Raw genomic sequence first — 5,692 nt, 5'->3', positions numbered from 1 at the left:
GAGATATAGTGCCATATCCAGGATATCCTGCACCGCCCGTTGTTGAAGATGATAGCTGGACAGGAACTAAAGCTGATTGCATTTATGATAAAATAAAAAATGAAACAAGTGTACTTCAAAATCTGCTAAAAGAATTCATGCCTTCAGATTCTAAATTCACACTTGTTTTTGATATTGGTTATATTCCAATGGATATGAGCACTGGAATTCCTCGACAGGTAAACGGTAAAACGTACGGCACACGTAGTACTAACAATCAATATGCAGACCCGTTTTACTATAATATTATTCAAATAAGGATTAATGAAAATATTTTGGCCAAATCGAATCTTTTAATGTGCAATACTATTTTGCATGAAATTATTCATGCTGAAATTTATAAAACAGTAGAGGAATCAACAAAAGAAAATGGCAAAGTCAATCCAACTATTCTAAGTGAAAGTTATCCCGACCTGATTAATGATTATCAAAGAATTAATAATTTTGGTGAGGCACAACACATATATATGATCAACCAAATGCACGAGAAAATGGTCTCAATTTTAAAATGGTTTGATAAAAGCAATCACACTCAGGAAGAATACGAGGCTCTAGCTTGGCTTGGCTTAGATAAAAACACCATCTTTAAATCGAAATTTAATGAAACCCAAATTGCACGTATAAATGAACTTCAAAAAAAATTAAGTGATGAGAAAGATAATTGTAATTAATCTGTTAATGGTAATACTTGCTTTAATTGTCCCTACATTAACATATTCGCAGGAAGTTAAAATAGATCCCAACTTTATTGCACAGAAAGAATTTCTATTTTTATCAAATTCTGTAAAAAGTGATACAATTAATCCTTCAACAAGTTTAAGAAGTGTCACCAATAATATTTTTGAATTAATGATTTGGAAAATCCTCCCAAATGCAACTAAAGATTCTATAAATTCAACTGATATCAAAGGAAAGGATTTTGATCGCACACATAATAGCCAACGAACTGAAATAAATATCAAATTTGACACAAAATCTGTTGTTGAAGCATCTATTACCAGAAAATCAATGGATAGAAAATTTAATGCAGATTATCAAATTAGCTTACCAATTAAGACCTTTCAATTTACAATATCTGATACAATTCTTCACCCATTTGAAAAAATAAAAGGTAGTTTCAAAGCACATTTGCCAATTGAATTTGGATGGATGCATAATGATACAATAATTGAAGTTAACTTTCAAACCAAGATATATGTCAATAAGTATAAAAAGAAAGTATTTGATATTCCTCAAAAAAACAGTTTGAAAATTGTTTCAAACTTAAAATCAGATACGGCTCTTTATAGAATGCCAGCAAGAGTATATTTAGATACTCTACTTAATAAATGTTTGTTACAGGTAGGTAATAATGATGGACTTGGTGGAAAATTTATATCGTTATTTTTTTACAAAAAACCATTTATTGTATCAAAAATAGTCTTTGATGATTATTCCGATATTGATAAAACCCAACATTTAGAATCTACCAGATACAAAATTGAATTCAACAAAAACCCATTTGATATTACAAACAAAAATGCTCTAATAGGGAATTTTATTATATCAACTGATAAATTACCGCAAAGATATGGTGATGCAGTAGTGGAAGGAAACACATTTAAATGCGATACTTTGATTTATAAAACATTAGAAGATTTCTAAAAATTCCTATCTGGTAAAATGATTATTCTGGTAGGTTAGGTGATTTAGATTTTCTGTTTACGTATATGGCAAACAGTGGTCTTGAAGGAGTAGGAAACAATACATTTACAGTAACACCTGAAGAAAGATCTATTTTAGAATCTGATATTTTAAGTCAAATTAATAAAAACTGTCCTTATTAAAATGAAATATTCTTATATAATTATCATCCTAATTTTAGTTTTCGGTTTTACTCAGAAAGAAGATCTTCGAAGTGTTTATTCAAAGGACTTTTTTGAAGATTGGTATCAAAAATCGGAACTTACAAATTTGGGAAATGACACTTTAAAAGAACTGCAACAGATCGTGGATGCAGTTCAAAAAGATCATCTAAAAGATGATGCGTATCTCTATTCTTTGGAAACATATATTCAAGCAGATTCAACAGGCCTTATTTCCACACCTAATGAACAAAAAAGGCTAGCTAAAGAAAATGCAGAAATTGCTTCAGGAGAAAAATTTGCAGCGTCTAATTTCAACAGGAAATACCTTTTTTACAATTCTAAATTGAAGTTTGGCATCGTAGATAAAGTCCTGGGAAATTATTATACAAAAGACCTGAGAACAATCTATTTCAATCCAGTCATTGAACAATTCAATGGCAAAGTTATTTATATCGACTCATTAGGCCATAATAAATTCAAGAAACTACAAATGGATCTAATGATTGATAACGATGATGCGGTTGGTTATTTCCATCATAAAATAATGGGTAGATGCTGGTATTCATACAGTATTCAATATGCTCCATTGAATAGACACATTCAGTCTTTGATTCATGAAGAATGTCTGGATTATTCCAGTCCTTCTCATGTTTTTCTGAGACCGGTAAATACAATAAGATCTATTGCTTTAACAAAAGATTTCAAAGAGGCCGCAATAGAAATAGAACCAGATTGGTCTACTTATTTTTACATTAAAAAAGATGGAAAATGGGTGATAAATGAAGACAAGAAACCTTTGATAAATGATATAGAGTAAGGTCACCACTTTAAAACAGCCCCAAATCACAAACGATTTGGGGCTGTTTTTATTTGCAAAATGCAAAAAGGCATCTGCACACTTAAAACATTTTAGTGATATCAGGCATTTCAGACTTATGATTCCCATAACATGTTTAACAACATTCGTTATTAAGGTTACCTTTTGGCTAAACAAAGAATAAAGGGGTATTTAAACCAAATCACATAGTATTATGAAACGTCCATGTCAAAGCGATTTTGACACACAGGGAGATGATTATCTCAGCATGGTAAGTTCCATATGGCAACTTAAAAACAAATTATAATCATATGAAATTAAATTTTAAAAAGCCTAAAACAAGAATTTTACTTGCAGTGTTCCTATCTTCCCTGCTTATTTACGGGTGCGGTAAAGAGGAAGATGTTATTGTACAACCAGATGCAAAAACTAAAAATCAGGAATTTTTCAAACATCAAAAAACCGGTGGCGACGAATTTAAGACTTATATTCTTGAATGCTTGGCACAAGCGGATGATTCTCTTTCTTTTACCGGAGATTTTGTTAAAACGTATGGATTGCCTCAGTGGGATTCTGGAATGAGTTTTAATGTTGAGGATCGAAATTCTCTAATAATACCTATTTTAGACAAAACAAATGAGTCTATTAGTGCTTTGTATTATCTAAAATATAGTGGCAGCGATATTGAAACTTATCTGTTTATGAATGACCATGATGATGCCGCTTATTCTTATTTGAGTAGAATGATTCAGTATTTTGAGAAAATTATGAATCTGAAAATTTCAAATGATGATATTATAGTTACGATTAAAGGTTCTGATGGTACTAAAAAAACAAAAGCCAGATCAGAGATTATGGAAACTTGCTACTCTTGGGAACAATTATGGATTGATTCTAATGGGAAAAGCCATTATGATCCTTATAAAGAATGTTTTATTCATATCGAAGTACGTTCTGATTTCCATACATCAAGAGGAGATTGGAATTTTAATAGTAGTGGAAATTATAAGCCTAATGATTCTTATAATGGAGGTTCGGGTAATGGAAATGGTGAGCCGGAACCTCGAGATATATTGCCATATCCAGGATATCCTGCACCTCCCGTGGAAACAACGCAAGAGTTTGATGATTCCAAGGCGGGATGTTTATATACAGAAATGAGAGATAATGATTTGATAGTTCCACAATCATTACTTGACGAACTTTTAAAAGGATTTGAATATCCTGATTCTAAAACTAATATTTCATATTCTATTGAAGATGATCTTGGTACAGATACAAAAGGTAAATGTAAACCTACGGACATTAAAACTGATGGTTATGGAAATTTAATAAATGCAAACTTCAATATTATTATCTCTAAGCGATTAATGAATAGCAATTCATTTCTAGCTACCGCAAATACAATATTACATGAAACTATTCACGCACATTTATTTGGTGTTATTTATGATTCAAGCACACATGCTACACCTGCTGAAAATATTGATTTCGCAACAACATATGATGCTCTCCAAAAGAAGTATGGGAAAGAAGCACAACATAAAATCATGATTAATTATATTGAGGTTATGAAAAAGAATTTGTCTGATTTGTATAATAAATGGCCATCTCATGAAGAGAAAGTAAAATTTATAGCTCAAGTAACGGAAAAACTACCTGGGAAAAATTTAGATTTTATTTTTGAAGTAATGGCAAGATCTGGTCTTAAGCGAACAGCTGAAGGAAAACAATTTTACGATGCTAATAAAAACAATTATGATATGGTTACTGGTTTTTTAGATGAATGTTTACCTGTAAATTGTCCATTTTAAATAGAATATATGAAGAATTTAATTTTATTAGCATCAGCACATCTAGTCATTTCTTTGACTGTTTTTTCTCAGAATATTGAGCAAAAAGAACTTAAAACAAATTTGCTGCATGTGCTGCAACTGAATAATCCTTCTCAGACATATGATTTCTTTTCTGAACTTCAAAAGCATAATCACGATGATCATGTTAACAATTGTCAGAAGGACATTGAAGATATATATAAACTTATAGAAATCTATGATATAGATAGTGATTCTTGTTTTCTTTTGATACAAGATTCTGTCGTAACTCAGATTGCAAAAAAGAAAATTAAAGAATCAGATATATATCAGGAAATAGCAGTTTCCAAGTCTGCAATGAAACTCTTATTTCGACCATATGTAGACAAAGATCACTTGTTTTTAACTGAAATCAATATTAAACTATTTCAAGAATTTATTGATTTTATTAACCAAAGTACGGAATATAAAGCAATCTTGAATAATGGAGAATTAATCGAATGGAAATCAAAAGTTTTATTTGACCCACTCTTAAAACCATTATCAAAATTCTTACCTATCGAAACGGGAGAGAGTGAATTGTGCCAGCTCGATTACTTGGAAATTAAAATCGTCACCTTTAATAAACGAAAATCCAAAGCCATTGTAGATGTGGAATATTTGCATTCTGGTGAGAGAATCTATCTTGAGAAAATTGATGACAAGTGGACAATTATAAAAAGATTTACAACTCACATTGAATAAAATAAAGAGGCTGTCCCAAAAGGGCGGTCTCATTTTTTAAGCAGCCATTTTCATGGAGATAATAATTTTATTGATTTGGTCATGCAGTTGTTTACGAGTGCTGACATTCAGCTCAAAAATGACAATAATTGCACAAAAGCCATTATCCTCCCCGAATTGGACATAATTGCAGTTGCAATTTTCCGAAGGTTGTAACCTATTGCCATTAATCCGAACTCTATCTCTACTGTAAATGCAACAAAATATGGTACAAAAAGAACAGCCCAAAAACATAAATTATTTTGGGGCTGTTTTTATTTGCAAAATACACAAGTGATTCGACAAACATGAAACAGTGCGGTGACACCAAACACTTCAGACTTATGATACACAAACAATGTTTAACAACATTCGTTATTAAGGTTACCTTTTGGCTAAACAAAGAATAAAGG

General features: G+C 31.0%; 5 protein-coding genes. All 5 read left to right on the top strand.

The genetic code is table 11. The features are described 5' to 3' along the window. The coding region (locus tag QUH73_RS20465; protein WP_289532309.1) for a hypothetical protein at nt 1-710 on the top strand (710 nt) is incomplete at its 5' end. Continuing rightward, the gene (locus tag QUH73_RS20460; protein ID WP_289532308.1) at nt 688-1,683 is read left to right on the top strand and encodes a hypothetical protein; all 996 of its coding nucleotides are present in this window, start codon (nt 688-690) and stop codon (nt 1,681-1,683) included. The genes QUH73_RS20465 and QUH73_RS20460, both read left to right, overlap by 23 nt. A gap of 183 nt (nt 1,684-1,866) precedes the next feature. Further along, a complete protein-coding gene (locus QUH73_RS20455; protein ID WP_289532307.1) occupies nt 1,867-2,703 on the top strand; it encodes a hypothetical protein in 837 nt (278 codons plus the stop codon). Between the two features lie 311 nt (nt 2,704-3,014). After that, nucleotides 3,015-4,517 carry a SprT-like domain-containing protein gene (locus QUH73_RS20450; RefSeq protein ID WP_289532306.1) on the top strand — a complete coding sequence of 501 codons (1,503 nt, stop codon included), beginning with the start codon at nt 3,015-3,017 and terminating at the stop codon, nt 4,515-4,517. A 9-nt stretch (nt 4,518-4,526) separates the two neighbouring features. After that, nucleotides 4,527-5,261 carry a hypothetical protein gene (locus QUH73_RS20445; RefSeq protein WP_289532305.1) on the top strand — a complete coding sequence of 245 codons (735 nt, stop codon included), beginning with the start codon at nt 4,527-4,529 and terminating at the stop codon, nt 5,259-5,261. The last annotated feature ends 431 nt before the right edge of the window (nt 5,262-5,692 follow it).

The sequence above is a fragment of the Labilibaculum sp. K2S genome (assembly GCF_030372765.1).
GTDB lineage: Bacteria > Bacteroidota > Bacteroidia > Bacteroidales > Marinifilaceae > Labilibaculum.
Note: the sequence above shows the minus strand (reverse complement) of the source record. Positions and strands in the feature narration are given on the sequence as shown.